This window comes from Polaromonas sp. UC242_47 (genome assembly GCF_044452385.1).
Classification (GTDB): Bacteria; Pseudomonadota; Gammaproteobacteria; order Burkholderiales; family Burkholderiaceae_C; genus Polaromonas.
The window spans coordinates 76,109-100,364 of record NZ_JBIOAO010000001.1 but is presented as its reverse complement, the minus strand read 5'-3'; the positions used below and the strand labels follow the sequence as shown (position 1 = coordinate 100,364).

The following is a 24,256-nucleotide window of genomic DNA, read 5'->3' as shown; positions in this document are numbered from 1 at the left end:
GCCGTGAGCCCTGACCCGACCACCCCCATCCGCTGGCCCGCCGAGGCCATCTGGGAGGCCGTGGCGCCGGTTTTGCCCGGCTTCACGGTCGAGGTCTTGCCGCAGATTGATTCGAGCAACAGCGAGCTGATGCGGCGTTTCCGCGCCGCCGGGCCGACTGCCGCCGAACCCGTGTTGCTGGTGGCCGAACAACAAAGTGCCGGCCGCGGCCGCATGGGGCGCGGCTGGCAAAGCCGGGTTGGCGACAGCCTGACCTTTTCATTAGGCCTGCCCTTGCAGCCGGCCGACTGGTCCGGCCTGTCGCTGGCGGTGGGCATCAGCCTCGCCGACAGCCTGGAACCCAGCCATGGCGGCCAGCCCCACATCCGCCTGAAATGGCCCAACGACCTGTGGCTCACCGATGCCCGGGGCGAACGCAAGCTGGCCGGCATCCTGGTCGAAACCGCGAGCTGGGGCGAGTTGCGTTATGTGGTCATCGGGGTCGGTATCAACATTCGCCCGCTGGCGCTGGCAGACACCGCCACCGTCCCCGGCCAGGCTGCGCCCCTGCCGCCTGGTGCGCTGCAGGACTTGTTCCCCGAGATGGACGTGGCGCAGGCCTTGGCACAGGTGGCCGCGCCGCTGGTGCAGGCCCTGCAGGCCTTCGAGCTGTTTGGCTTTGCGCCCTTCCAGGCGCGTTTTGCGGCGCGTGACGCGCTGGCCGGGCGGGCCGTGCGCCTGTCCGACGGCACCGAAGGCATGGCCCACGGCGTTGGCGAAAACGGCGCGCTGCTGGTGCATACTGCGGCTGGCATGCAAGCAATCACCAGTTCTGAAGTCAGCGTCCGGCCTGTCACCGGCCACCCGCCCGCATGTTGAGGCTGCTGGTCTTGTTGCTGGTGCTGGCCAACGCCGGCTACTGGGCCTGGTCGCAAGGCCTGCTGGCGGCTTACGGCTTGGCGCCGGCGGTACAAACCGAGCCGCAGCGCCTGGGCACCCAGATCCAGCCCGAAGCCATCCGCCTGCTGCCGCCGGATGAAGTCAAGAAGCTGGACAACGGCCCCTCGGCCAGCGCCGACACCCCGGCGTCGGAGTGCCTGCAAGCCGGCCTGTTCAACGACCAGCAAATCAGCAGCCTGCGCCCCCGCCTGGAAGCCGCGTTGCCGCCGGGCAGCTGGCAGCTGGAAAGCAGCACCGAGCCGGCGCGCTGGATTGTCTACATGGGCAAATACACCACCGAAGAGGCCCTGGCCAAAAAGCGCGGTGAACTGCGCCAGCTGGGTGTGGCTTTCCGCGCCGTGCACAACCCGGCCCTGGCACCCGGGCTGGCGCTGGCCAGTTTCCCCTTGCAGGCGGATGCCGACAGGGAACTGGCGCGGATTGCCACCAAAGGTGTACGCACCGCCAAGGTGGTGCAGGAACGCGCCGAAACCCATGGTCACACCCTGAAACTCGCCGCCGTCGATGCCGCCCAACACGCCCGGCTGGATACGCTCAAGCCACAACTCGAAGGCAAGGCGCTGCAGCCCTGCTCCTGAAGCCCACCGCGCACGCTTCTGTTTTGATAGCTGATTACGCCCGTCGTTAAAGGGCTAAAGGCCTTTTTTACTCATAACTCACGCCAAATCGGGGCGACAGCCGTCGTTCACACCGTTTCCGCACGCACGGGCCGCTTGAACAGCTTGTGCACCAGCGCCCGCATCCACTGGTGCGCGGGATCCTTGTCGGTGCTGCTGTGCCAGACCAGGCGGACCTCGTAGGCCGGCACGCTGGGAATCCCCCAGACCCGGAAGTCGTAACGCTGGCGCAGGTTGCGCGCATACATTTCCGGCACGATGGACAACAGATCCGAGCTCAGCGCCAAATCGGGCAAGGCGCCGAAGTGGCGTGCTCGGAGCACGATGCGGTCCTGCAGCTTCATACGCACCAGCATCTGCTCAACGCTGCCGTGAAACGTCGCCGTGGGTGAAGCCACCACAAACGACGCCTCGGCCAGTTGTTGCGGCGTCAGGGTGCGGCCGCTGCGGCCGGAAGCCGGCCGCCACTGCGGTGCGGCAATCGCCACATAATGTTCACGAAACAGCAGCTCGGTGCGTATGCCCCGGTGTTTGGGCTGCAAGATGCCTATGGCCAGGTCAATCTCGCGCGCCTCCAGCGCGGCCGCCACATCGGCCGCCGCCACCGAGATGTTCGCCAGGCGCGCGCCCGGCGCCTGGCTGCGCAGCGCACCCGCCAGCTCCGGTAAAAACAACATTTCCCCCAGGTCCGACAGCGAGAGCTGCCAGTGCATGTCGCTGTGCGCCGGATCAAACTCTTCGTGGCCGGTGACCACGGTTTCCAGCGCCAGCAACTGGGCCAACACCGCGGGCGCCAGCTGTTCACACAAGCGTGTGGGTTTCAGGCCCGAGGGCGCACGCACAAACAACTCGTCCTCAAAAAAATCGCGCAGCCGCGCCAGCGCATTGCTGGTCGCCGGCTGGGACAGCGACAAGGCCTTGCCGGCCAGGGTAACCGAGCCGGTGCGGTGAATCGCTGCCAACACACGCAGCAGGTTGAGGTCTAGTTGGCGGAAATTCATCGCAACATCCTTGGTCAAGAGTTCTCAGGGTTCTTACCAATTATTCACCAAACAGATGTGCTGCATCAGAATAATCCATTTGCCGGATGTGATGGTCCTGCGTAAATTCGCCTGAAACAAGAACGCCGCCAGGCCGCAGAACCCCTGCTGGCGGCTGCCCACGACGGACCCTACGGTGATAGCCATGCAGCAAAAACAGATTCATCCGGCCCCACGCGCCGCCTCGGGAGCACACCATGGCTGAGCGCTCGTTCGCCAACGAAGTCGAAAAGCTGCGCCTGGGCGACGGCGACGAGTTTCGCGGTGAAGGCATCCTGGCCGTCACCAAGGCCTTGCTGCAATCCGGCGTGGCCTATGTGGCCGGTTACCAGGGCGCACCCATCTCGCACCTGATGGATGTGTTGACCGATGCCAACGACATCCTGCAGGAGCTGGGTGTGCGTTTCGAGCACAGTGCCTCGGAGGCCACCGCCACCGCCACCCTGGCCGCCTCCGTCAACTACCCGTTACGCGGCGCCGTGACCTTCAAGTCCACGGTCGGCACCAACGTGGCCTCGGACGCGCTGGCCAACCTGGCATCCGGTGGCGTGACCGGCGGCGCCATGTTGATCGTCGGCGAAGACTACGGCGAAGGCTCCAGCATCATGCAGGAGCGTTCCCACGCGTTTGCGATGAAATCCCAGGTCTGGCTGATAGACCCGCGGCCGAATCTGGAAAGTATTGTGCGTGCCGTCGAGATGGGCTTCGAGCTGTCCGAAGCCAGCCGCACACCGGTGATGCTGGAGCTGCGTATACGCGCCTGCCACGTGCACGGGCGTTTTGCGACCAAGGCCAACAAACGACCTACCTTCACGCTGAAAGACGCAATCGAAAATCCGCAGCGCGACGCCAGCCGCATCGTGTTGCCGCCCGCCAGCTACACACAGGAACAGGAAAAAATCACCGAACGCTGGCCGGCTGCCGTGAAGTTCATCCAGCAGCACCAGCTCAACGAATTTTTTGCCGCCGATGCGAAAGACTTCGGCATCGTCATGCAGGGCGGTTTGTACAACAGCGTCTTGCGTTCGCTGGAGTTGCTGGGCCTGGCCGATGCCTTTGGCGAAACGCAGATCCCGCTGTATGTGCTCAACATCACCTACCCGCTGATCGACGACGAGTTCCATCGGTTTTGCGCCGGCAAACGCGGCATCCTGCTGGTGGAAGAAGGCCAGCCCGACTTCATCGAGCAAAACGTCAACTCCATGCTGCGCAAGGCCGACATCCAAACCAAGGTGCACGGCAAGGATGTCTTGCCCATGGCCGGCGAATACACAGGCGGCGTGGTGCTCAAAGGCATCGCACGTTTTATCGAGATCTATGCGCCCGCGCTCTTGCAAGACCGCGAGCTGCCGCTGGCGGCACGGCCGGCGTCCAGCGGCCTGGCGCTGCTGGATGGCAACCCCAAGGCTTTTGCCATCCAGGCCGCCTCGGATGAAGTGCAGGGCCGGCCACCCTCGTTTTGCACCGGCTGCCCGGAGCGTCCGATCTTCACCGCGATGAAACTGATAGAACGCGAGCTGGGCCAGCACCATGTGAGCTGCGACATCGGCTGCCATCTGTTTTCCATCCTGCCGCCCTTCAACATCGGTGCAACCACCATGGGTTACGGCCTGGGCTGGGCCGGCGCCTCGGCCTTCAACACCAGCGAAACCTCCAAACGCACAATTGCCATGATGGGTGACGGCGGCTTCTGGCACAACGGCCTGACCAGCGGTGTCGGCAACGCGGTGTTCAACCAGACCGACAACGTCTTGCTGGTGGTGGACAACGGTTATTCGGCCGCGACCGGCGGGCAGGACGTGTTGTCGTCCAAAGCCCTCAACCCGATACGCAGCACCAACAACCCGATCGAGAAAGCCGTGCGCGGCGTGGGTGTGAAGTGGGCCAAAACGGTGACCAACACCTACAGCCTGGAACAGATGCGCAACGTGTTGCGCGAGGCCTTGACCACCAAAGAAAAAGGCCCCAAGGTCATCATCGCGCAAAGCGAATGTATGTTGAACCGCCAGCGCCGCGTCAAGCCGCAAATCCGCAAGATGATTGCCGGCGGCGAACGGGTGGTGCGTGAACGTTTCGGCATAGACCCCGACACCTGCACCGGCGACCACTCGTGTATACGCCTGTCGGGCTGCCCCTCGCTGACCATCAAACCCAATCCCGACCCGCTGCGGCGCGATCCGATTGCGACCGTGATCGACAGCTGCGTGGGCTGCGGCCTGTGTGGTGAGGTGGCGCATGCCGCCGTGTTGTGCCCCTCGTTTTACCGCGCGGAAATCATCAACAACCCGACGGCCTGGGACCGCATCAAGCTGCGGCTGCGCACCAGCGTGATCGGCTGGCTGCAAAACCGCATCGAACGCCGTCTGGAAGGGATTGCCGCATGAACACCCAACACTCCATCACCATAGCGATATTGGCCATGGGCGGCGAAGGCGGTGGTGTGCTGGCCGACTGGCTGGTGGATCTGGCCGAACAAAACGGTTATTTCGCGCAGACAACTTCGGTGCCCGGCGTGGCACAACGCACCGGTGCCACGGTGTATTACCTGGAAATGTTCCCCGAAGCCGGTGCGCCTACGGGCCGCCTGCCGACCATGGCATTGAGCCCGGTGCCGGGCGAGGTTGATATCGTGATTGCGTCGGAACTGATGGAAGCCGGCCGCGCGCTGCAGCGCGGTCTGGTCACCGCGAACCGCACCACCTTCATCGCCTCGACCCACCGCGTGTATTCCATGACCGAACGCACGGCCATGGGTGACGGCCGCGTCAACTCGGACAAGCTGCTGGCCGGCGGGCAAGCCGCCGCCCAACGGTTTGTCAGCGCCGACTTTGCCCAACTGGCCGAGGACACCGGCAGCCTGATCAGCCCCACCTTGTACGGCGCATTGGCCGCCACCGGCCGCCTGCCGTTTAGCCGCGCGCAGTTTGAAGACACCATCACACGCGGCGGTGTCGGGGTCCAATCCAGCCTGAAAGCGTTTGCTGCCGGCTTTGCAGTGGCGCAACAAACACCCACACCGGCGCAGGTCAGCGCGCCAGTCGCACCCATGCCACCCGTGGGCTCCCGTCTGGCGGCGCTGGCGCAGCGTATTCAACAAGACTTTCCGCCGGCCAACCACGCCACCTTGGCCGCCGGCATCACGCGTGCGGCCGACTACCAGGATGTGGCTTATGCCGCCAGTTACCTGGACCGCCTGCAGCCGCTGATCAGCCATCTGCCGGTCGACCCAAAGCTTGCCGCCGATCTGATGGACGACACCGCGCGCCATCTCGCCTTGTGGATGTCGTACGAAGACACCGTGCGTGTGGCCGATCTCAAAACACGACGTTCGCGTTTTAACCGCGTGGGTGGCGAAGTCAAACTGAGCCAAACCCAACACCTGGGCATCAACGAGTTTTTGCATCCACGGGTCGAAGAAATTGCCGACACCCTGCCCGCCGGTCTGGGCCGCTGGTTGCTGGCCACGCCCTGGGCGCGTGCCTGCATTGAACCCTTCACGCGCAAGGGCCGGATTGTGCAGACCAGCTCGATCCGCGGCTACCTGCTGCTCTACACCATTGCGGCCATGCGTCCGCTCCGCCCACGCTCCCTGCGTTTTCAGGTCGAGCACCAGCGCATCACCGACTGGCTGGCGACCATCACACGCCTGGCACCCACCCAACCAGCGCTGGCGCTGGAGGTGGCGCGTTCGCAGCGCCTCGTCAAAGGTTATGGCGACACCCATGCCCGCGGCTGGCGCAGTTACCAGCGTGTCATGGCCAAACTGCCGCAGTTGCAAACCATGCCGCAAGGCGCGCAGCAGTTGGCGGCACTGAGCCAGGCCGCGCTGGCCGATGACAGCGGCAAGGCGCTGGAGCATTTGCTGGCCGCCACCGTTTAACAAATCATCGTGATTCCCCGTATGGACGGGATTGTGTGCAAGCAGGACCATCAAGCGTTAACTAAAAACAGGAGACAAGACCCATGAACATCACATCTTTCCAACCCGGCCGGACCGCCGCAGCCCTGCTGCTGGCCGCCAGCTTTTCCGCAGGCGCACTCGCGCAGGAAGTCACGCTGCGACTGGTCAGCGCCTTCCCTGAAAACGGCATTTATGTGCAGCGCCTGCTGCCCTGGATTCAGAAGGTCAACGCCGAAGGCAAGGGCGTTCTGCAAATCAACTTTCTGGGTGGCCCCAAGGCCATCCCGACCTTTGAGGCCGGCAATGCGGTGAAGACCGGCGTGGTCGACATGGCCATGAACACAGGCGCGTTTTACACCAACGTCATGCCGGAAGCCGACTTCCTCAAGCTCACACAAATCCCGGTGGCCGAGCAACGCAAGAACGGCGCGTTTGATGCGATCAACAAGGTCTGGAACGAAAAAGGCAACACGCAGTACCTGGCGCGTATGGTGGAAAACCAGCCCTTTCACATCTACACCAACAAGAAAATCGACAAACCGGATCTGACCGGCCAGAAGATCCGCATCTCGCCGGTGTACCGCGACTTCTTCCAGAGCCTGAATGCCAGCGTGGTCACCACCCCGCCGGGCGAGGTCTACACCGCGCTGGAACGCGGCGTGGTCGATGGTTATGGCTGGCCGATTGGCGGCATCTTTGATTTGAACTGGCACGAAAAAACCAAGTTCCGCGTGGACCCCGGTTTTTACGATGCCGAAGTCTCGCTGACCATGAATCTGCCGGCCTACAAAAAGCTCAACGATGCACAGCGCAACTACCTGCAAAAACAGTTGCTGGCGCTGGAAGCCCAAAACATTTTCTGGACCCAGTACGGCAAGGAAGAAACCGCACGCCAGGAAAAAGCCGGCATCCAGACCATCAAGTTTGACGCCGCTGCGACCAAGGCTTTTTACGACAAGGCGTATGAAATCGGCTGGGCCGGTGCCGCCAAGCAAAGCCCTGAAGTGGCTGCGCGTTTCAAAGCCCTTTTCTCCAAATAAGCCCGTTGGGCTCTTTCAGGAACACGCCAGGTGATAGACCGGATCTCGCTTTTCTACGGCCGTTTTCTGGAGCGCCTGGCCCTGCTCGGCTGCGCCATCCTGATGGCCATGATGTTTCTCATCGTGGTTGACGTGGCGTTGCGCAACCTCGCCATCCCCGGCCTGCCCATGGGCCTGGCCTGGAGCACCGAGGTCTCCGAGCTGATGCTTTACCTCATCACCATGTGTGTCGCGCCCTGGCTGCTGCGCCAGGGCCAGCACATCCGCGTCGACATCATGCTGCAGGCGATTCCGCGCCAGCTCGCCTGGTACCTCGAATGGGTGGGTGATGTGATCGGTTTTGCCTGCTGCATCGTGATTGCCTGGTTTGGCACGCAGGCCGCCTGGTCCAGTTATCTCTCGGGCGCCGTCAACATCAAAACCCTGGTCACCCCCGAGTGGTGGGCGCTGGCGCCCTTGCCGCTGGTTTTTGTTTTGCTTGGAATTGAAATGATTTTTCGCATGATTCGCCTGCAACGCGCCGAGCGCGGACCGCGCCACGACGCCGTGGGGTCCGCATGAGTAGCTGGGGCATAGCCGCCTGGCTGATGCTGGGCGGCTCCACCGTGCTGCTGTTTATCGGCATGCCGGTGGCGCTGACCTTTATCACCATCAACATCATTGGTGCCTGGCTCTACATGGGCGGCGAGCCCGGGCTGATGCAGCTGGCACGCAGCAGCGTCAGTTCGGTCACCGCGTTTTCACTGACACCCATTCCGCTGTTTGTGCTGATGGGTGAAATCCTGTTTCACACCGGCCTGGCGCTCAAAGTCATTGAAGGTGTGGAGCGCCTGATCAAACATGTGCCGGGTCGCCTGGCGGTGGTCGCCGTGGTGGCGGGCACCGTCTTCTCCGCCATCTCGGGCTCGACGATTGCCACCACGGCCATGCTGGGCTCGCTGATGTTGCCCATCATGTTGTCGCGCGGTTACCACCCGACCATTGCCGCCGGCCCCATCATGGCCATTGGTGCGGTGGACATGTTGATCCCGCCCTCGGCGCTGACCGTGTTGCTGGGTTCACTCTCGGGCATCTCGATTTCCAAGCTGCTGATAGGCGGCGTGATTCCCGGCGTGATTTTGTCCATCGCTTTTGTGGCCTGGATTGTGATTCGTGTCAGCATCAGCCCGCAGCTCGCGCCGGTCGACCAGGACGATGTCGTGCAACACCGCGGCTGGGCGCGCTGGCACCTGTTTTTTGCCTATGTCTTGCCGACGTTGTCCATCTTCGGCGTCGTCGTCGGTGCCCTGGCCGCCGGCTGGGCCACACCGACCGAATGCGCGGCGCTGGGCGCTTTTGCGACCATGCTGCTGGCCGTGTGTTACCGCGCCCTGACCAAGGAGGCCGTGCTGAAGGCGCTCAAGGGCACGGCCGGTATCTCGGGCATGATTTTGTTCATCATCCTGGGCGCCACCACCTTCGCGCAAATTTTGTCCTTCTCTGGCGCCAGCAATGGCCTGGTGCAGTTCATCACCGGCCAGGGCCTGTCGACCAACATGATTGTGGTGGGCATGATGCTGATGCTGATTTTTCTCGGCATTTTTGTCGACCAGGTCAGCATGATGATGATCACCCTGCCGATTTTCATGCCCATCGTGCAGGCGCTGGGCATAGACCCGATCTGGTTCGGCGTGATGTTCTTGATTTGTATGCAGCTCGGCCTGCTGCTGCCGCCGCACGGCTTGTTGCTGATGACCATGCGCGGCGTCGCGCCGCCCTCGGTCACCATGGGCCACATCTTCATGGCGGTCGTGCCTTATGTGGCGATGAGCCTGATTTTGCTCGCCGCTGTGTTCTGGATTCCGCAGATCGCGACCTGGCTGCCCAAGCTGATTGGGTAAGTGGGCGGCCTGGGTGCGCCAGTCGCTCCCGTTTTGATAGCTGACTGCAACCATCCTTATTGGGCTAGAGGCCTAAAAAGCTTAAGAAAACCGCCCGCACCGGCGGTTTTTCCGTTGCGCTGCAGCGGCAGCTTTCCACCGCACACAGAGCTTGCGCGCATCCGGCGCGCCATGCTTCAAAAATATTTTGCGCTTGTAAAGCCGTTGACATACGGAGTAGCACCGGGGTTCTAAGCTAGGCGGAAATTCATCACTGTTTTCACAAAGAGATGGTGCGCTGCCTCAAACCCTGGATGTCATGTATCACGCAATGCGATCCGACCTTGTCAAGCAGCCCGTCCTCATGAAGCTGGATCAGGACATTCGATGTCATGACCCGGCTCAGGCCGGTGAGGTTGGCCATCTCCTGGTGCGTGAAGGAGATGCGCAGTGCAATGCCATCGGCCACCTCCTCGCCATAAGTCTCGGCCAGTTGCACCAGGTGGTAAGCCACCCGTTGCGCGGCGCTGGCGTGGCTCAGCAACAAATTCTGGTTCGCCAGAATACGCAGCTTGACATTGCCCAGCCACAGCACCTGACGCAAGCAGGTCGCATCTCGCCCGAGGCAAGCCAGCAGTTGTTCGCGCTCCACCTGCCGCAGCACCACGTCCGACGAGGCCACCGCCGTCACCGAGTGCTTGCCATCCAGAAAAGCACTGCACTCGCCCACCATGCCGTGGGTGCCAACGATGGCCATGTGTTTCTCGTGGCCGGCCGCCGACATCAGCACCAGACGCACCCGGCCTTGCTCCACCACATACACGTGATGCACCGCATCGCCTTGCGAAAAAAGCGTCTGCCCCTTGGCCAAGCGCAGCGTGCGTGTGCCTTCGCCCCTCAAGCCCTCCCAGGTAAAACCCGGCAGCTCTATCCAGGCCGAGGGCGCGCTGGTCCCTTGTTCATTTCCACCCATTGCCTGAAGGCCTCTCTGCGGTATAGCGTCATTCCATGAAACATCCATTCTCGTCGTACCGATCTCTTTTTCCCATTCTGGAAAACACCGCACAGCTGTCCAGCTGTTCGCAAAGCGCACTCAGCCTGCCGGTGCGTAGCGCCATCAACGATTACCTCGATGTCTGGCAGCGGCGCGGCGCCGACTGGGGCTACTGGATGGAACAGGTCGGGCTTGCGCGTGCCGAGTTCGCCCGCCTGATCAACGCCCACGTCGATGACGTGGCGGTGCTGGGCAGCGTGTCCGATGCCGCGTCCAGCATTGCCTCGACCCTGCGTTTGAATGCGGAGCGCAACACCATCGTCACCACCACGCTGGACTTCCCCTCGATCTGCCATGTCTGGCTGGCCCAGCAGCCGCGCGGCGCGCAGCTGCGTTTTGTGCAGGCGCAGGCCGGCAACACCGATGCCACCAGCCTCATCACCCGCGCCATCGACCAGCAGACCGCGCTGGTCTCGGTGTCCCAGGCCTGCTTCTACGACGGCCAACTTGTCGACGTGGCGGCCACCGGCCGCCAGGCCAGGGAACAGGGCGCGCTGCAGTTTGTCGACGCCTACCAGTCGGCTGGCAGCATGGCCATCGATGTCCAGGCGCAGGGCATAGATATCCTGGCCAGCGGCGCACAAAAATACCTGCTGGGTATTCCCGGCATTGCGTTTCTTTATGTGCGGCCCGAGCTCGCGCAACGGCTCACACCCACGGTTACCGGCTGGTTCGGCCGCGTGAATCCCTTTGAGTTCGACCCGACCAAACTGGACTTCGCTGCCAGCGCCACACGTTTTCACACCGGCACACCGCCCATGATGTGCGCCAGCGTGGCCCGTGCCGGCATGGGCCTGCTCAACGAGATCGGCATCCCGGCCATCGAACACTATCTGGGCGACTTGTCCCGCGTCGCCATCGAAGAGGCCGGCCGACTCGGGCTGTCGATTGCCAGCCCGCTCACACCCGGCAGCAAAGGGGCCAACACCGCCATACGGATTCCCAACGCCGCGCAGGTGGAAGAACGCATGCTGCAGGCTGGCTACGTGGTGTCGGCCCGCAACGACGTGATCCGCGTCGCGCCGCACTTCTACAACACCCCCGACGAAGTGGTCGGCGCCCTGCGTGAACTGGCAAGGCTGACCCAATGATGGCCACCCAAACGCAGCCCCCTGAAGCACATTGCGCCTCGGTCTGGTGCCAGGTGCCGGCGCAGCAGGCTTTCGCCTTTCTCGCCGACGGCCTGGCGCTTGGCCAGTGGGCGCTGGGGGCCTGGCACACCGTCGCCGTGGGCGAGGGAGTGGTGCGCGGCCAGTCGCTGTTCGACGACCAGCCCAGCTGGGTGCGCCCGGTCGGCGACCTGGCCCGCCTGACGATTGACTACCACGTGGGGTCTTCCCCCGACGCCTTGCAGCCGCGTATCAGCGCGGTGGTGCAAGCCGGGGAAAGCTCGGGCCGCGGCGCCGGCTGCTGCCAGGTCAGCCTGCACGCGGTACGCAGCCCGGGCATGGACGACGCGCGCTGGCTGCGCCTGGTGCGTTGCCACGAGGTCGAGGTCTTGCTGATCGAGGCGCGCCTGGCCCTGCAGGCGGCAAGCACCACCCCGCGCGACACCGCGTAAACAGTTTTTCCCTGTTCTTTGCCAACCCACTCTTAAGGACTCCACCATGACCCGACGCCTTTTCAGCCAAGCGCTTGCAGCGGGGCTGTTTCTGCCCGCACTGACACTCTCTACCCTGGCCAGTGCCAAGCCCTACACCGGGACGGTTCGTGTGCTGGTGGGCTTTCCCCCGGGCGGCCACACCGATGTGGTGGCCCGCGCCATTCTCGACAAGCTCAGCAAGGTCCTGGGCGGCCAGGTGTTCATCGTGGAGAACCGCGCCGGCGCCGGCGGCCAGATCGCCGCGCAACTGACCAAGGCCGCGCCGGCCGATGGCTCCACCATCATGCTGTCGATCGACCACACGCAGGTGATCATTCCCCTGACCATTGCCGCCGCCGGCTACAACCCGGTCAGCGATTTCACGGCCATGTCCGGCGTGGCCTCGTATTACAACGTGCTGGCCGTCAGCACCAGCACCGGTGTGAAAACCATGGCCGAACTCGGCCCCTGGCTCAAGGCCAACCCCAACGCCAGCAACTACGGCATTCCGGCCGCCGGCAGCGTGCCGCAGTTTATCGGCCATATCATCGGCAAGTCCTTTGGCGTCACCATGAACTCCATTCCCTACAAGGGCGGTGCGCCCATGGTGCAAGACCTGCTGGCCGGCCAGGTGCCGATGGCCATCGCCTCCATGACCGAACTGATCGAACACCACCGCGCCGGCAAGGTACGCATCCTGGCAAGTTCTGGCCAGACACGCAGCCAGGCCGCGCCTGAAATTCCGACATTCCGCGAGCTCGGCTACACCGGCATCGACAAAAACCCCTGGCTGGCGTTTTTCGGACCCAAGGGCATGCCGGCGGATTTTGTCGCGCGTTTTGACGACGCGATGAAAGTTGTCCTGGCCCAGCCCGACTTGCAGGACAAACTCGCGAAGATAGGCGACGAAGTGTCAGCGGTGCCCGGCAAGGAAGTGCAGCAATGGGTCGTGGACGGCACGCGCCACTGGGAGCAAGTCATCCGCGAGTCCGGCTTCAAGCCGCAATAAACACCGCACCACGATGCATCCCGGGCGCATCGCGCCCTGCTTCTTTCCTGACTGGACTTTTCCATGACCCTCCTGACCCAACTGGCCCAGGCCATGCGCACCCAAGCCGTCCGCACGATTGACCTGACACACACCTTGAGCGAGGACTTCCCCGCGCTGCAATTGCCGCCGCAGTTCGGCCAGGTGGCGGGCTTCAAAATGGAACGTATCTCCAAATACGACGACGCCGGCCCGGGCTGGTACTGGAACAACTTCACCTGCGGTGAACACACCGGTACCCACTTCGATGCCCCCGCGCATTGGGTCACCGGCAAGGACCACCCCCACAACACCGTCGACACCATCCCGCCAGCCAGTTTTATCGCGCCGGCCGTGGTGGTGGACGCCAGCGCGCAAGTGGCGCAAGACCCCGACTGGTTGCTGACCACGGATTTCCTGCAAGCCTGGGAGGAAAAACACGGCCGTATCCCGGAGGGCGCGTGGCTGCTGTTTCGCACCGACTGGTCCAAACGCCTGAGCGACCCCGCCGCCTTTGTCAACATGCGCGAGGACGGCGCCCACACACCGGGCCCGACGCAGGCCGCCGTGGAATGGCTGATCAAGGAACGCCAGGTGCACGGCTTCGGTGTCGAAACCATCAACACCGATGCCGGCCAGTCTTACAGCTGGCCGCTGGCCTACCCCTGCCACACCCTGATGCACGGCGCCAACCGTTACGGCCTTCAATGCCTGAAAAACCTCGACCAGTTGCCGGCCACAGGCGCACTGATCGTGGCCGCCCCTTTGAAGATACGAGAGGGCTCGGGCAGCCCGTTACGTGTGCTGGCCCTGGTCGCGGACTGACATTGCAGCCGCTCCTGATTTGATAGCTGCTTGCGCCCGTTCCCTATGGACTAGCGGCATAAATCGCTTCTAATTTGGCCTCAGAACGGGCTGTCATCCCGGGACCGGATCCGGGGTCCACGCCTCTGAATCACCCCGAGTCATGGATGGCGGGTCGGCGCCCGCCATGACAAAACCAGGCGGGCTCTGCACATGGCCGTGCTCTCATGTAACCTCAGGGCATGAGTTCTGTTCCCCCGTCCCTGGCCGCCAGCGCCACCGCACCGGCCACCACCTCGCCCCGTTCCGTCTGGGTCATGCTGTTTGCGCTGACCACCGCGTTTGCGCTCAGTCAGGCTTACCGCACCGTGGCCGCCATCATGGCGCCGCCGCTGCAAGCCGACTTTCATTTGAACGCGCAGGCGCTGGGCCTGTTTGCCGGCGCTTTTCATTTTGCGTTTGGCGCCATGCAGCTCTTCATGGGCATAGGCATAGACCTGCACGGCGTGCGGCGCACCGTGCTCACGGCCTTTCCGCTGGCGATTGCCGGCTCGGCGCTGTCGGCTTTGTCCACCAGCTACAGCACGCTGGTGCTGGGCCAGGTCCTGATCGGTGTGGGTTGCGCACCGGCGTTTCTGGTCTGCACCGTGTTTATCGCGCGGCATTTGCCGAGTGACCGTTTTGCGGCGATCTCCGGCATGACCTTGGGCCTGGGCGGCATCGGCATGTTGCTGACCGGCACGCCGCTGGCCTGGCTGATCGAGGCCACCTCCTGGCGCATGGGTTTCTGGGTGCTGGGCGGCCTGGCGGCGCTGGCCTGGTTGCTGATTTTTGGCCTGGTGCATGAACCAGCACCGACACGGCCAACGCCGCAGCGCAAAGAATCCATGCGCGAGGCGATTGGCAAATTCGGCACCTTGCTGGCCATGCCGCACACCTTGGGCATCGTGTTGCTGGCGAGCGTGGGTTATGCGTCTTTCATCTCGCTGCGCGGCCTGTGGCTGGGGCCCCTGCTGATCGAGCGCCACGGCTTTTCACTGGTGCAAAGCGGCAACGTCGCGCTGGCGATGTCGCTGGCCTCGCTGTTCGGCCCGCCGCTGTTTGGCCGCTTCGACCCCGGCCAGCGCCATCGCCGGCGCTGGATCATCGGCTACACGCTGCTGCTGGCCGCGCTGTTTGCGGCCTTTGCCATGACCCACAGCACCATCATCGATGTGGCCGGCCCCATCGTGATTGGTGTGCTCTCGGGCTACATGGTGCTGCAATACGCCGACGTGCGCAGCGCCTACCCGGCCGCACTGACCGGCCGCGCCATGGCGGTCTTCACCATGGCCATGTTTCTGGGCGTGGCCGCCATGCAGTGGTTCACCGGCATCGTCGCCTCGGTCGCCACCGCCCACGGCGCCGAACCCTACACCGCCGTGCTGGCCAGCATTGCCGCGCTGCTGGCGGCGGGCGCCGTCGCCTTCACCTTGCTGCCCGGGCCAGCCAAGGCCGACTGAGCCTCAGTCGCTCCTGTTTTTATAGCTGCTAGCGCCCGATTCATCTGGGCTAGCGGCCGTTTTCATCATGAAATTGCCGCTGGCCGCCCCGCCAGAAACGCCCCACTGGCAACGCGGTATTAATCGGCCTAAACTGGTTAATGCCTGCACGGGCCGAAGTGCTGTCTGGCCCCGGAAGGTCTAATTTTTCCAGGAGGCTGCCATGTCCATTCCCTCAAACCTAGCCACCTACCTCGACCAGCGCGGTGCGCGCTATGAGGTTGTCGCGCATGCCCACAGCCGCACCAGTGCAGAGACGGCCCGCAGCGCCAACGTCATGGCCTGCCACCTGGCCAAGTCGGTGATTCTGGAAGACGACGCCGGCTACGTGATGGCCGTCATCCCCGCCGACAAAGCCGTGCGTGTGGGCGAGCTGGCACGCATGCTCCAGCGCAAGGAGTTGCGGCTGGCCGACGAAGACCGCGTGGCGATGTTGTTCAAAGGCTGCGAGCCCGGTGCCGTGCCCTCCATCGGCATGCCCTGGGGCATTGAAACCGTGGTCGATGACGAGCTCGAAGAAAGCGAAGTTGTGTACATGGAAGGCGGCGACCACGAACGCCTGCTGCGCATGTCGCACGACAACTTCCACGCCCTGATGAGCGCGCAGCGCCACGGCCAGTTCTGCAAGTACCCAACGCATTGAGGCTGGCACGGTCGCGTTGATTCGTTTTGCCGCGTCGCTGGCGGCGGGGTGATGGCGTTCACGCGGTGCCCGCAGCGATGACACCTGGCTGATGCGCTGCCGCTACGGTTTTTATAGCTGCTTGCGCCCGTACCACCTGGGCTAGAGGCCTCTTTTTCTTATAAAAATCGGGTTCCTGCATCTGCAGAGCGCCCTTTACGCCGCGCGCCGCCTTCCTGGTGAACTATTTCCCTAGGGGTTTTCCTTTGAATGAATACCTTTGGAGTATCTGAAAACCGTAAAACCGATCTGCGCCCAAAATTCGCGGTCATGATGGATGTCACCAATTGTTAACCAGGTAGTGAATTCCGGATGGCGACTCTTATTCCTTCGATGGGGACGTGTGTTTCGCGCATGACCGACGGCACACAACGCTTGCGCTGGCGATTGGCACTTGATCTGCTGGCACCTCACAGCGTTCCAGGCGCGTAACTCCGACCGCCCAAAGTGGACTCCGCAACACTCTCGATCATTTCCAGCGCCTTTGGCGTTTTGGCGCCTGCGCTCTTTGTGCTACTTTTTATATGGGTATGGTGGCGCACAGAATCCCGCCATGTTTTGTTCTATCGCCTATGGCAGCTTGTTCACGGCAGCAAGGAAATAAGCGACCCAGAAGTCAAAGCCTTTATTGACGAGCAAACAAGCCTGATGTCATTCCGCTTTGTCACGGGCGTTCGCGTGAAATCACTGAAGGATGCGCAGGCCCTTATTCAATGGACGCGACGTAACGACATAGACATGGGCGCAATCAGTCTGTGCGGCGAATATTTCGACCCCGATCAGCGGCAAGTGCTAGTCAAAAAACTGCCATCGAAGCCAATGCAAGGCGCAAAGCTCCTGTTAGCTGGATCCGCTGTTGTTGCGGCATACATGAGCATGCTGGGTATCTACAACGACTATGCCGTTCTAAAGTTCAAAGACAGCGGGCGCTCATTTTTAGCGAGTACCGAGCAAGCTCGAGCGCTGTCATTTGGCGTGGTTGCAATTCAGAAATCCAGTTGCTCGAACGACAAACAAGCCATCCCCCCCAAAACCGAGTTTTCCGAACAAGAAACACAGGTGATATGCAAGTTCCTCAATGAAGAGGCTTCTCAGATCTTTATCAAAAAAACTGTTTCAGAACAAAGGCAGTCTTTTGGATTGCTGCTCATCGCTATGGCGTGGGTGGCATGGTCTTCACTCAGAGCATGGTTAAGTGGAAAACTGGCATTGCGCCTGGCTCGGCGGAAGTTCGATCCGGACCCCAGCGATCGTCAACTTAATTTGGACCTAAGCGCTAGATGAACTGCTGATCGGACGAAAAAAGAATCACCAGGAGGAAAGATGAACTCAGGCAAACGATCACTCAGAAAAAATGTATTACGGCGTTACCTAATCGCTTTGGGCGTTGCAATAATCTCGTTGTCGGCGGCCGGCTTTCAAGTCCTTCCCAAAGTTAGTGACGTGGATCGCAAGCTAGCCGGGTTAGGCAGCAATTGGGTGCTTGATCCCCTTGCACAGTTCGGCATGGGGGGCGTACTTCCAATGATCAAGAGCCCGGTTCACGAAGCAATTACGTTGGCAGCGGTTGGATGTAATACCGCGCCGGCCCAAGAAAAAGATTGCGTCGTTCTGAATGCGGTAAAGGCCAATCGAATCCTCCTGTATGGAGTTCGCTGGCCAGATGACCCACCGTTTTCGTTAGATCGGAACAACCCACCGGGCATCGCCGACTGCGACGCACGGGTGACCATGCGCTCCACGGCACAACCAAAGTGTTGGAAGGGGCTGTTCGACGATGCCGGTGCGAAGGCGAAAATTTCGCTACTCAAAAAACCCGGTCAGCCCGCGTTCGGTCCCGGCCACTACATGCTCTATCGCTCTCACTACGGTGACCTTCAGTTTTTCCACTCAATGGCGGCTTATGACGGGGAGCGCGCCGCAGACACTCAGGCACGCATGAAAATGTGGGCGCAATTTCTGTGGGGAGTCGCAATCGGCCAGGTACCGACTGATCGATTCATTCGTGAATTGGGCTTTGCCGAACTCACGCCTTATTTCCCAGGCGACATAACTGCCACTAACCTCTTCGCCACAGGCATCGTTGAAGTGCGCAAGGAGCTGGATAAGGTTGCTCTGGGCGTGCTGCTGCATATGTTGCAAGACAGCTTTTCACAAGCGCACACCGATCGTCTTCCAGAAACAGGTGGTCAATGCCCCCAGATACCGCGCTTTGCTAAACCAGGAAAGGTCGCGCAGTTCTATGGCTACGCGAGGCAAGCAGGACACATGCATGACGAGGAAGACACCTTCAACGCGTTAGGCTTACAGACGCTTCAGACCACACCCACTGTAATCGACGTGAGCAGAAATTTCGTCACACTTTGGAGTGAAAAAGCATCTTGGGAAGATGCTTCGAAACTCTTCGACTGCGTGATTGACGTGCAGAACGCGGATACGCCCGCTGGACCAGGTCGATTTGTGGAGCAACCAGTTCATAAGTCAACCGGCTCTAGCGAAGCGATACGATGAGTCAGCCAATCAGCATTCCGCGTGAGCGAAGCTTCATGCTTTGCGACATGACGATTATTTATCGGCACCACTCGGTAAGGAATGACCGCTCGGATTCACCAACTCGCAAGAAACTACCGAAGCGGATTCCCTGGCCATCCGGCGCCTTCAAGTCAGGTGTCGAAATACTGACCGCTTTTTTTGCGATGCGCCGCAGAAAAGGATGCTCCTCTTCCTTGGTGGCGCTCACTAAAGCTAGACTGATGCAGGAGGAGCGAGACGAGGCGCATGAAGAGTTCCGGCGTCATTATCCTGGAGCAACGAGAGCCACTCAAGTACTAGCCCCCTCGCCAAGCGGAGGGCGCAGATTTGCGTCATCCCTTCTTTCATCCTCATAAAAATGAAACGACTTAACGAGGTGCCGGTTCGCGAGGCGAACGGCCGAGACACCATACTCAGGTATCGACTGCAGTGCATTGCTGCCGCGTACGCAAGTCTTCAGATACTGGACGGAAAGGATATCGACCGTGTCTACTGTGATTTTCATGATGACTTTGTTGTGCGGCACAAGTCCGGCACGGAATTTCGCTATCACTTCCATCAAGTAAAAACAAATGTCAAACAGAAGCACCAGTGGAGCCTAGGAGAAACAGTAGGCATCAACAAGAAGAAACTTAAGGCTCCTGAAAAAGAAGATTTTCAAAAAATAAGAAGTAGTTTCTTTGGTAAGTTGCTCTCGCACGCGATTAATTTTGATGCGGCGTGCAAAGAGATGACCTTGCTCACAAATGTGCATTTCCACGATGACACAGAGAAACTCATATCTGACATAAGAAATGACACCTCAGAGCCATTGGCCAACTTCCTCCGAGAGCAATTCCAAAGAATATTTCAGCTCAACGATGTGATTGACATCGATACCGCAAAAAAGCATTTGAAGAAACTGGTAATTGCTCCGAACACGACATATATCAGTATTGAAAAAAATGACTTTGAAGGGCTAGCTCTGACGGCGATTTACAAGTACAGCGAGATCGAGTTGAGCTATCGCGAAATGGCAGAAATATCCCAAGACCTAATTTCTTTGGCTCATCAAAAATCCTTCTCAAGATTGATGACTGAAGTAAGCGCGGCAGAACTCGATCAACAAGCGGGGATAGGCATTGATGATCTCTTGCGTGTCCTGTCCATCTCCAAAAGTGCTTACAAAATTCTGATGAATGGCGGCGACGGTAAAGCGCTACGGAGCGCTTCCGTTATTCAGCGAACGCTTCACCAAGCAGGGGCGACCACTGACTTAATTGATTTCTGTACACAACAAAAGGTTAGATGGGACATATGGGTAAGAGAAAAGAGGCACTTTGTTTCAGAACTTGATTTCAACATTCTGCAAAGCGACTTAATGACTTTGAGGCGTGATTGGAATGGTCTGAACTGGTCTTGGCTAAGAGAGCAACTGACGACGCTTCAGAAAAAATTGGAAGTGAGTGGATTTAACGAGGTGGTCACTGTCGATTTATTGATTGGTGGTTTTTTTGCCGCTTTGGTGAGGAGCGATGCCCAATGAATTTCGAAGAATTTTTCTTGGAAGCCGAGCGACTAAAACTACGAATTCCCATCGTAAATGAGTCATCTCATGCCCCGCTTTTATTGAGCAACGAAGCGCTTTTTCATCTGCCTTTACTCGCAATGGTCATATTGACTTTATCGAAAGGCGCGCGGAAACCTCGATCTAGCGAACTAGGGCAAATTGTGGGCGACTGTATAGAACGCACTCTAGCCGGCTTTAAAGGATCGTCTCAACACATAGGGTGGTCGGCCAACTTGCGTATTAGGACAATTAAAGCTCTCACATTTCTAGAGCTCGCGGGCCTTGTGAACGTTGATCAGAACAACAAATTTGTTTCCTCAACCGACATCGGTCGAAAAATAGTTACGTCAGCGATGACTGGAGAAACCAATCTTGCATTTACTCTACATAGCATTTCTAGAAATTATCGCGATATTGCCGTTGAAAAACAGATCAGGTTGGAGTTGTCATGAGGCTTCTTAAACTAGAAATACTTCCTAGAGGTGACAACGGATGGACCTCAATGGATCTGGTGTTTGGGGCAGAGATCACGTCCCTTCACGCAAGCAACGGTAGCGGCAAGACTCCAATCATGCAAGCAATTGCGTTCTGCCTTGGGGTACCAGAGACCTTCCGGGAGGATCTCGCAAGCAAGGTTAGAGCGGCCCGCCTGACATGCTCAATAGACGAGCGAAACTACGTTTTGGAACGCAGCATCGACAAGGAGGTTTATGTATCCGTCAAAGACTCAGACGGAAAAGAAATCGTTTTTACCAACGAGCGAGCCTATTCCGACCATCTCTTTCAGTTGCTGAAAATTACGACGCCCACCTTGGTGGGGGTGAATAGACAGCCCGCAAGTCCATATCTATCAACGACCTTACCTGTTTTTTATCTGGATCAAGACTCCGGTTATTCCGCCGCATACAAATCGCGTGGCAATTTCATCAAAGACCAATTTGTCGAGACGATTCGTTTCCTATACGGCTTTCATCCAAAAAACTCTTTTACCGTTCAGAAGAATTTGCTAGCACTCCAAGAGCAGCTAGCGGGCATCGACAGAAAAATCGTCTTTCAAGAGTCAACCGTCGAAGGGCTTAGGGCGGACATCACTACGTCCGAAACCGCCGAAAATCTACATAGGCAAATTGAACAACTTAAGACCGAGCTAAGCAACTTGCGCTCTACCGTCAACTTTGGGGAAAGCACGAATTCCGTACTGAATGGTATGTATGCAGCCAAAAGCCAGGCCATTCAAAAAGCACAGAGGGACATTGAGAGCTTGCGAGAACGTGTGGAGGGCATTGAAAGCATTAGCAATGAAATTTTGGCCGAAGCAGACACGCTTGGTCTTAACGAAGAAGCTCGGCGACAGTTCATGTCATTCTCAGAAATTTGCTCGAAAGAAGACTGCTGTTTATTCATAAGCAGTTCGCAGTCGTATGCGAAAAATCTTCTTTATTTGAAGGATCAGATGAAGGACTTGGAGCTCAATTCAGCTTCCGCATCTTCAAAAATATCTCACCTTGAAGGCCAACTTGAACAGCTTAAATCTGACCTAGAAGAGATAAGTAAAAAAATTCATTCGAATCGTACGGCGAATGACGTGAGCTCTCTTGTCGATTTGGTTGGTCGCCTTACGCAAGAGATATTTGCACTGGAAAAAAGTCGTGCACAGCTGGAAACATTGCAGAAGCAAAACAACCTTTATCTTGACTTACTAAACAGAAGAAAGAACTTGCAAGAAGAGATTGGCTCAAGCTCGTCTTCATACGAAAGAGATATCGAATATTCAAAATTTCGTATGGCATTGAAGGGGGAAATAGTGAGGTGGCTTGATATTCTTAGAACAAAAAATGTTTCACGCAATGTGAATATCGATTCAGATCTCAACATCGATTTTGGGGGAGAACGCTTGGATCCAATTAAAGGAAGTACAAAAATTCGCGTAGTTCTTGCAATTCATGCGGCATTTTTTCAGCTTTATCTGCAAGATCGAACGCGTGGATTCCGCTTCCTAATTTTGGATACCCCTAGACAGCATGAAATGGATCCAGCCGACCTACTTAATTATCTGGACGAATTGAAGCATGTAGCATCGAAGCACAATGCCCAGATAGTGATCTCCTCTACTGATTTTCGATTCAAATGTGGGGTAGCAGATGCCGAGTGGACACCGCAATTCCAAGGGCCCGAGCAAAACATGTACTTGGGAGCGCCGCAGGCGCGCTTGACTCAATAGTGCACACTATTCCGAGCAACAGAGCTGCACGTTCGGGCACTCCAAGCTAGGGCAAGATCGCAAACACTACGATATGCAAGTTGGTCCGTAGACCGCACTCACTGCTTTTTCAGCCCATTTTTTTAGCCTGTACACCTCTACAACGAACCTGTTGCTCGAGCAGCATAGGAGTCTTCGCTCTACCAAGCTCAACTAAATGTGTCGCTGGCTGCGCTCGTTGCTTAATGTTTGGAATCTGAGAAATCCTATTGCGCTCATCAGGCGTTATCCAAGTCGACATCACTTGCGAGGCTGTTGTGTCTTTAGCCTCGGCTAGTTGTTTCACCTTCTCCGAATTGCGATTGAGATCCTGGCTTACCGCGTGTGCAGTCAACCCCACTCTGCTACAGCGCATCCCTTGCCCACCCAAGCCGCTTCCAAATCCCCCACATGACCCAAGCCGTCTCCCGCCCGCGTACCGCGCGCCTGGCGCGCAGCTCCAAACCCTTTCTTGCCTGTGGCGGTCCGTGCGGGGAGCGTTGCGCGGGTTGACGCCTGCTTCCCAGCCATTGCCTGAGCGGCAAGGTGTGAACGGGTGCGGTGAGTGACTGCCGTTTGAGGTGACCGGGGTTACGTGAAGCTACGTACTGCGGTTGGACCGGATGCTCAGGCATCAGGCAAGGCAAGTAATATGCGCAGTCTCATATTTCGCCCGATGCCGGGCTTCAACGGAGAAAACGATGTTTAGTCATGTGATGGTTGGTGTAAACGATCTGGAAGTTTCAAAAAAGTTTTACGACGCGCTGCTGGGCACCCTGGGGGTTGCGCCTGGCTTTGCCAACAAGAACCGTTATTTCTACCGTAGCCCGGGCGGGACCTTCGCCATCTCCACGCCCATCAATGGCGCGCCCGCCAACCATGGCAATGGCAGCACCATCGGGTTTACCGCGCAGTCGCCTGAGCAGGCGGATGCCTTTCACGCGGCGGGCGTGGCCCACGGCGGCACCAGCTGCGAAGAGCCGCCGGGCTTTCGTGAAGGCCCAGGCGGCACCTTGTACCTGGCCTATGTGCGCGACCCCGACGGCAACAAGCTCTGCGTGCTGCACCGTCCCGCCAAAAAGTAAGGCCGTCGGCGCACCCCGCCATTCCCCCTGCGCCATACTCCCCTGCATGCGGCCGGGCGCCTTGCCCGTCACCCGCTGCCGAACGCCGCGTGCACTGTTGCCGTGGCCGGCGGCCAGAGGAAGAAGGAAAGCGCGTGAAATCTGCAAGTGATCAATGGTTCGACGAGGCGTATTACCAGCGCTACTACTTCGACAAAAAAACCAGCGTGGTGGACCCCGGGCATGTCGAGCGGCTGGGCAACTTTGTCTGCAGCTACCTCAAGTACCTGCGCGTGCCCGTGAAGCGGGTGCTGGACGTGGGCTGCGGCATTGGCCTGTGGCGCGAGATTGTGGCCAAACATTTTCCCGATGCGAGTTACCAGGGCGTGGAGTTCAGCGAATACCTGTGCGAACGTTTTGGCTGGGAGCGTGGTTCGGTGGTGGACTATGCATCGGCCGAGCCGTTTGACCTGGTGATCTGCCAGGCCGTGTTGTCCTACCTGAGCCCGGCGGACCTGAAGCTGGCCCTGCACAACCTGGGCAAGCTGAGCCGGGGCGCGCTGTATGTGGAGGCCGCGACGCGCGAGGACTATGAGCGCGACATCATTGACGATGCGCTGGCCGACCCGCGCCTGTTTCGCCACCGGGCGGAGATGTACCGGCGCGGCCTGCAGGAAGGCCTGATCGACCTGGGCGGCGGTGTGTGGCTGAGCCGCAAGCTCGATGTGCCGCTGTTCGAGCTCGAATGTGCGGGTAGCCGTTGAGCCTGGACGCCATCCGCCTCGC

The 24,256-nt window shown here is 59.4% G+C and carries 22 protein-coding genes and 1 pseudogene; 21 read left to right on the top strand and 2 right to left on the bottom strand.

The annotated features are described in order from the left end of the window. The first annotated feature begins 3 nt into the window (after nt 1-3). Complete coding sequence (locus tag ACHMXK_RS00560) at nt 4-858, top strand: biotin--[acetyl-CoA-carboxylase] ligase (RefSeq protein ID WP_397436729.1); 855 nt, start codon at nt 4-6, stop codon at nt 856-858. Next, the gene (locus tag ACHMXK_RS00555) at nt 852-1,517 is read left to right on the top strand and encodes an SPOR domain-containing protein (RefSeq protein ID WP_397436727.1); all 666 of its coding nucleotides are present in this window, start codon (nt 852-854) and stop codon (nt 1,515-1,517) included. The genes ACHMXK_RS00560 and ACHMXK_RS00555 overlap by 7 nt, the downstream gene beginning before the upstream one ends. Before the next feature lie 107 nt (nt 1,518-1,624). On the opposite strand, the gene ACHMXK_RS00550 is transcribed toward ACHMXK_RS00555, so the two are convergent. Next, nucleotides 1,625-2,557, bottom strand: coding sequence for a LysR family transcriptional regulator (locus ACHMXK_RS00550; protein WP_397436725.1), 933 nt, complete (start codon nt 2,555-2,557; stop codon nt 1,625-1,627). A 236-nt stretch (nt 2,558-2,793) separates the two neighbouring features. Between ACHMXK_RS00550 and ACHMXK_RS00545 the strand changes: the two genes are divergently transcribed. The 5 genes from ACHMXK_RS00545 (at nt 2,794) to ACHMXK_RS00525 (ending at nt 9,417) form a co-directional block, all read left to right on the top strand. Then, nucleotides 2,794-4,980, top strand: a complete 2,187-nt coding sequence (locus ACHMXK_RS00545; RefSeq protein ID WP_397436723.1) for a thiamine pyrophosphate-dependent enzyme — start codon at nt 2,794-2,796, stop codon at nt 4,978-4,980. Then, nucleotides 4,977-6,476, top strand: a complete 1,500-nt coding sequence (locus ACHMXK_RS00540) for an indolepyruvate oxidoreductase subunit beta family protein (protein ID WP_397436721.1) — start codon at nt 4,977-4,979, stop codon at nt 6,474-6,476. The genes ACHMXK_RS00545 and ACHMXK_RS00540 overlap by 4 nt, the downstream gene beginning before the upstream one ends. 83 nt (nt 6,477-6,559) lie before the next feature. Next, nucleotides 6,560-7,537, top strand: a complete 978-nt coding sequence (dctP, locus tag ACHMXK_RS00535; RefSeq protein ID WP_397436719.1) for a TRAP transporter substrate-binding protein DctP — start codon at nt 6,560-6,562, stop codon at nt 7,535-7,537. A gap of 30 nt (nt 7,538-7,567) precedes the next feature. Next, nucleotides 7,568-8,098 carry a TRAP transporter small permease gene (locus ACHMXK_RS00530; RefSeq protein ID WP_397436717.1) on the top strand — a complete coding sequence of 177 codons (531 nt, stop codon included), beginning with the start codon at nt 7,568-7,570 and terminating at the stop codon, nt 8,096-8,098. Next, entirely contained in the window at nt 8,095-9,417 is a 1,323-nt protein-coding gene (locus ACHMXK_RS00525; RefSeq protein ID WP_397436715.1) for a TRAP transporter large permease subunit, read from the top strand. Before ACHMXK_RS00530 ends, ACHMXK_RS00525 begins: the two co-directional genes overlap by 4 nt. A gap of 259 nt (nt 9,418-9,676) precedes the next feature. Here the strand turns inward: ACHMXK_RS00525 and ACHMXK_RS00520 are convergent, their stop codons facing one another. After that, the gene (locus tag ACHMXK_RS00520; protein ID WP_397436713.1) at nt 9,677-10,369 is read right to left on the bottom strand and encodes a Crp/Fnr family transcriptional regulator; all 693 of its coding nucleotides are present in this window, start codon (nt 10,367-10,369) and stop codon (nt 9,677-9,679) included. Between the two features lie 35 nt (nt 10,370-10,404). On the opposite strand from ACHMXK_RS00520, the gene ACHMXK_RS00515 reads away from it, so the two are divergent. The 14 genes and pseudogenes from ACHMXK_RS00515 (at nt 10,405) to ACHMXK_RS00450 (ending at nt 24,234) form a co-directional block, all read left to right on the top strand. Beyond that, nucleotides 10,405-11,541 (top strand): aminotransferase class V-fold PLP-dependent enzyme, encoded by a 1,137-nt coding sequence (locus tag ACHMXK_RS00515; RefSeq protein ID WP_397436711.1) that lies wholly within the window; start codon nt 10,405-10,407, stop codon nt 11,539-11,541. Continuing rightward, nucleotides 11,538-12,011 (top strand): hypothetical protein, encoded by a 474-nt coding sequence (locus tag ACHMXK_RS00510; RefSeq protein WP_397436709.1) that lies wholly within the window; start codon nt 11,538-11,540, stop codon nt 12,009-12,011. The genes ACHMXK_RS00515 and ACHMXK_RS00510 overlap by 4 nt, the downstream gene beginning before the upstream one ends. Nucleotides 12,012-12,057: 46 nt before the next feature. Then, a complete protein-coding gene (locus ACHMXK_RS00505; RefSeq protein ID WP_397436707.1) occupies nt 12,058-13,041 on the top strand; it encodes a Bug family tripartite tricarboxylate transporter substrate binding protein in 984 nt (327 codons plus the stop codon). 63 nt (nt 13,042-13,104) lie between these two features. Continuing rightward, nucleotides 13,105-13,884 carry a cyclase family protein gene (locus ACHMXK_RS00500; protein WP_397436705.1) on the top strand — a complete coding sequence of 260 codons (780 nt, stop codon included), beginning with the start codon at nt 13,105-13,107 and terminating at the stop codon, nt 13,882-13,884. 221 nt (nt 13,885-14,105) lie between these two features. Beyond that, entirely contained in the window at nt 14,106-15,365 is a 1,260-nt protein-coding gene (locus ACHMXK_RS00495) for an MFS transporter (protein ID WP_397436703.1), read from the top strand. Between the two features lie 202 nt (nt 15,366-15,567). Then, nucleotides 15,568-16,047 (top strand): aminoacyl-tRNA deacylase, encoded by a 480-nt coding sequence (locus ACHMXK_RS00490; protein ID WP_397436701.1) that lies wholly within the window; start codon nt 15,568-15,570, stop codon nt 16,045-16,047. 486 nt (nt 16,048-16,533) lie between these two features. Continuing rightward, nucleotides 16,534-17,370: a DUF6216 family protein gene (locus tag ACHMXK_RS00485; protein WP_397436699.1), complete on the top strand. Its 837-nt coding sequence runs from the start codon at nt 16,534-16,536 to the stop codon at nt 17,368-17,370. 39 nt (nt 17,371-17,409) lie between these two features. Beyond that, nucleotides 17,410-18,597 carry a hypothetical protein gene (locus ACHMXK_RS00480; RefSeq protein ID WP_397436697.1) on the top strand — a complete coding sequence of 396 codons (1,188 nt, stop codon included), beginning with the start codon at nt 17,410-17,412 and terminating at the stop codon, nt 18,595-18,597. A 379-nt stretch (nt 18,598-18,976) separates the two neighbouring features. Continuing rightward, nucleotides 18,977-20,143 carry a dsDNA nuclease domain-containing protein gene (locus ACHMXK_RS00475; RefSeq protein ID WP_397436695.1) on the top strand — a complete coding sequence of 389 codons (1,167 nt, stop codon included), beginning with the start codon at nt 18,977-18,979 and terminating at the stop codon, nt 20,141-20,143. Next, the gene (locus ACHMXK_RS00470; protein ID WP_397436693.1) at nt 20,140-20,619 is read left to right on the top strand and encodes a hypothetical protein; all 480 of its coding nucleotides are present in this window, start codon (nt 20,140-20,142) and stop codon (nt 20,617-20,619) included. Before ACHMXK_RS00475 ends, ACHMXK_RS00470 begins: the two co-directional genes overlap by 4 nt. Nucleotides 20,620-20,669: 50 nt before the next feature. Beyond that, a complete protein-coding gene (locus ACHMXK_RS00465; RefSeq protein ID WP_397436691.1) occupies nt 20,670-22,388 on the top strand; it encodes a hypothetical protein in 1,719 nt (572 codons plus the stop codon). 429 nt (nt 22,389-22,817) lie between these two features. Further along, nucleotides 22,818-22,916, top strand: a pseudogene (locus tag ACHMXK_RS00460) (DTW domain-containing protein); the annotation flags it as partial. Between the two features lie 191 nt (nt 22,917-23,107). Beyond that, a complete protein-coding gene (locus ACHMXK_RS00455) occupies nt 23,108-23,491 on the top strand; it encodes a VOC family protein (RefSeq protein WP_397436689.1) in 384 nt (127 codons plus the stop codon). A 134-nt stretch (nt 23,492-23,625) separates the two neighbouring features. Beyond that, complete coding sequence (locus ACHMXK_RS00450) at nt 23,626-24,234, top strand: class I SAM-dependent methyltransferase (RefSeq protein ID WP_397436687.1); 609 nt, start codon at nt 23,626-23,628, stop codon at nt 24,232-24,234. Nucleotides 24,235-24,256 lie beyond the last annotated feature (22 nt).

What these genes read in the sequence shown, in the direction of transcription:
- ACHMXK_RS00555 (WP_397436727.1), top strand. Translation starts at nt 852, where the DNA reads ATGTTGAGGCTGCTGGTCTTGTTGCTGGTGCTGGCCAACGCCGGCTAC.
- ACHMXK_RS00550 (WP_397436725.1), bottom strand. Translation starts at nt 2,557, where the DNA reads ATGAATTTCCGCCAACTAGACCTCAACCTGCTGCGTGTGTTGGCAGCG.
- ACHMXK_RS00545 (WP_397436723.1), top strand. Translation starts at nt 2,794, where the DNA reads ATGGCTGAGCGCTCGTTCGCCAACGAAGTCGAAAAGCTGCGCCTGGGC.
- ACHMXK_RS00540 (WP_397436721.1), top strand. Translation starts at nt 4,977, where the DNA reads ATGAACACCCAACACTCCATCACCATAGCGATATTGGCCATGGGCGGC.
- dctP (WP_397436719.1), top strand. Translation starts at nt 6,560, where the DNA reads ATGAACATCACATCTTTCCAACCCGGCCGGACCGCCGCAGCCCTGCTG.
- ACHMXK_RS00525 (WP_397436715.1), top strand. Translation starts at nt 8,095, where the DNA reads ATGAGTAGCTGGGGCATAGCCGCCTGGCTGATGCTGGGCGGCTCCACC.
- ACHMXK_RS00520 (WP_397436713.1), bottom strand. Translation starts at nt 10,369, where the DNA reads ATGGGTGGAAATGAACAAGGGACCAGCGCGCCCTCGGCCTGGATAGAG.
- ACHMXK_RS00515 (WP_397436711.1), top strand. Translation starts at nt 10,405, where the DNA reads ATGAAACATCCATTCTCGTCGTACCGATCTCTTTTTCCCATTCTGGAA.
- ACHMXK_RS00510 (WP_397436709.1), top strand. Translation starts at nt 11,538, where the DNA reads ATGATGGCCACCCAAACGCAGCCCCCTGAAGCACATTGCGCCTCGGTC.
- ACHMXK_RS00505 (WP_397436707.1), top strand. Translation starts at nt 12,058, where the DNA reads ATGACCCGACGCCTTTTCAGCCAAGCGCTTGCAGCGGGGCTGTTTCTG.
- ACHMXK_RS00500 (WP_397436705.1), top strand. Translation starts at nt 13,105, where the DNA reads ATGACCCTCCTGACCCAACTGGCCCAGGCCATGCGCACCCAAGCCGTC.
- ACHMXK_RS00495 (WP_397436703.1), top strand. Translation starts at nt 14,106, where the DNA reads ATGAGTTCTGTTCCCCCGTCCCTGGCCGCCAGCGCCACCGCACCGGCC.
- ACHMXK_RS00490 (WP_397436701.1), top strand. Translation starts at nt 15,568, where the DNA reads ATGTCCATTCCCTCAAACCTAGCCACCTACCTCGACCAGCGCGGTGCG.
- ACHMXK_RS00480 (WP_397436697.1), top strand. Translation starts at nt 17,410, where the DNA reads ATGAACTCAGGCAAACGATCACTCAGAAAAAATGTATTACGGCGTTAC.
- ACHMXK_RS00475 (WP_397436695.1), top strand. Translation starts at nt 18,977, where the DNA reads ATGAAACGACTTAACGAGGTGCCGGTTCGCGAGGCGAACGGCCGAGAC.
- ACHMXK_RS00470 (WP_397436693.1), top strand. Translation starts at nt 20,140, where the DNA reads ATGAATTTCGAAGAATTTTTCTTGGAAGCCGAGCGACTAAAACTACGA.
- ACHMXK_RS00465 (WP_397436691.1), top strand. Translation starts at nt 20,670, where the DNA reads ATGGATCTGGTGTTTGGGGCAGAGATCACGTCCCTTCACGCAAGCAAC.
- ACHMXK_RS00455 (WP_397436689.1), top strand. Translation starts at nt 23,108, where the DNA reads ATGTTTAGTCATGTGATGGTTGGTGTAAACGATCTGGAAGTTTCAAAA.